Genomic DNA, 2,025 nt, shown 5'->3' with positions numbered 1-2,025 from the left:
TCTGCTTATAGCTGCCGCGTCTGGCTTCATTCACCGGCGGGAAGTCGTTGGCCTCGGCCAGACGCTGCACGTCGCGCAGGCCGGTGTCGCCGCTGATAGGACGCGCGCCCTTGCGCACCAGCTTCATGCCGTTGTAGTCCATCGGATTATGACTGGCCGTCACTTCGATACCGCCGTCCACGCCCAGGTGGAAGGTGGCAAAATAGATCTCTTCGGTACCGGAAAGACCAATGTCCAGCACGTCGACGCCCGCGTCCTGTAGCCCTTTCGCCAGCGCCAGCTTCAGGGATTCGCTTGTCAGACGCACGTCGCCGCCCAGCACGATAGTTTGTGGTTTCAGGTATTCGCCGTACGCGCGACCGATGCGCCACGCAATGTCTTCGTTCAGCTCTTCGCCCAGCTTGCCGCGAATATCGTAGGCTTTAAAACAGGTTAATTTCTGCATGATAATTTTATTCTCTATAAATATCGTCTTCTGCTAGGTATGGCCCCGTTTGCACTTCAATAATTTCCAAATCAATTTTTCCCGGATTTGAAAAATTATGTTTTACTCCAGCCGGAATAAAAGTGGATTCATTCTCTTTAACTGTTTTTATTTCATCACCACACATAACCAAAGCTGTGCCTGAAAGAACAATCCAATGCTCTGTTCTATTATAATGAATTTGCTCTGAACTACTATGGCCAGGTTTTATAACAACACGCTTGATGTTGTATTTACTACCAGAACTCACAACTTCATGACTACCCCAAGGGCGGAATTGTTCATTGTGATTCTGATATTCTGGTCTATTTTTTACCTGAAGATGATTAACTACATCCTTGACCTTTTGCACATTGTTTTTAGAAACTACGAGTAACGCGTCACTCGTGTCTACAACAATAATGTCATCGACACCAACGCATGCAACGAATCTGTCTTTAGAATAGATATAACTATTGGAAGTTTCATTCAAATAGACATCACCGTTAGAGACGTTATTATTGTCATCTTTATTACTAACTTCCCATAGTGCACTCCAGGAACCAACATCGCTCCAACCAATATCTACAGGCACAACAACACCTTTCTTTGTCAATTCCATCACGGCAAAGTCAATTGAATCAGAGGGGCAATGAGCGAAACTAGTAGGCTCTACTCTTAAGAAACCAAGATCAGTAATTGCATTATTAACAGACTTCAAGCAGGACTCATAAATTTCTGGTCGAAAAGCATTTATTTCCTGAAGAAAAGTTGAAGCTTTAAAAAGAAAGATACCACTATTCCAGCTATACTTATCATCTGAAATATACTCAATAGCTTTAGTTAGGCTAGGTTTCTCAACGAAGCGTTCTATATCGTATATTCCTTCACCGATCTTACCACTTGCCTTAATATAGCCATATCCAGTTTCGGGCGAGGTAGGCTTAATACCGAATGTTACTAAAAAGCCCTTTTCTGCATATTCACGCGCTTTTTTTATGCTTTCTGAGAATTGCATCTCATCTTTAATGAGGTGATCCGAGGGCATTACTAGCAAAAGAGGATCAGCTCCATTTTTAATAGAACTGAATGCAGAAATCGCTATTGCTGGGGCAGTATTCCTTGCGGCTGGCTCAAGGATTATTTGCGAATCAGGATGTTTAGTTTTTTTAATTTGCTCCTTGACCAAAAAACGATACTCATTATTTGTTATAATTATCGGAGTTCCGTAATCTATATCAGTTAAGCGATTAAGTGTATTCTGTAGTAAGCTTCCCTTAGACAACAGATCTAGAAATTGCTTTGGAAAAAGCGAGCGAGACAGAGGCCAAAGGCGGGTACCGCTACCCCCAGCCATAATTACTGGTATAATCATCTTTTTATCCTATTATTATATTTAAAGCATAAGAATTTCAAAATACTGCTTACATGCCACCAGAAATGCTTAGAAAAAATGCTTCTGTTGGCATGTTTTGCAAAATGGATAGCTTTAACTTCGGGATAGTATCTTACAGGTACATTATATAGATGAGAACGATAACATATATCAATATCCTCACAAA

General features: G+C 41.7%; 1 protein-coding gene and 1 pseudogene. Both read right to left on the bottom strand.

From position 1 onward, the window contains the following. Window positions 1–445 (bottom strand): annotated as a pseudogene (gene cpsG, locus IPZ49_RS22785) (colanic acid biosynthesis phosphomannomutase CpsG); the annotation flags it as partial. Window positions 446–452: 7 nt separating this feature from the next. Next, window positions 453–1,838, bottom strand: coding sequence for a mannose-1-phosphate guanylyltransferase/mannose-6-phosphate isomerase (locus IPZ49_RS22780; protein ID WP_063932888.1), 1,386 nt, complete (start codon window positions 1,836–1,838; stop codon window positions 453–455). Window positions 1,839–2,025 lie beyond the last annotated feature (187 nt).

Source organism: Enterobacter cloacae complex sp. S2 (genome assembly GCF_015159675.1).
Taxonomy (GTDB): Bacteria; Pseudomonadota; Gammaproteobacteria; order Enterobacterales; family Enterobacteriaceae; genus Enterobacter; species Enterobacter intestinihominis.
Note: the sequence above shows the minus strand (reverse complement) of the source record. Positions and strands in the feature narration are given on the sequence as shown.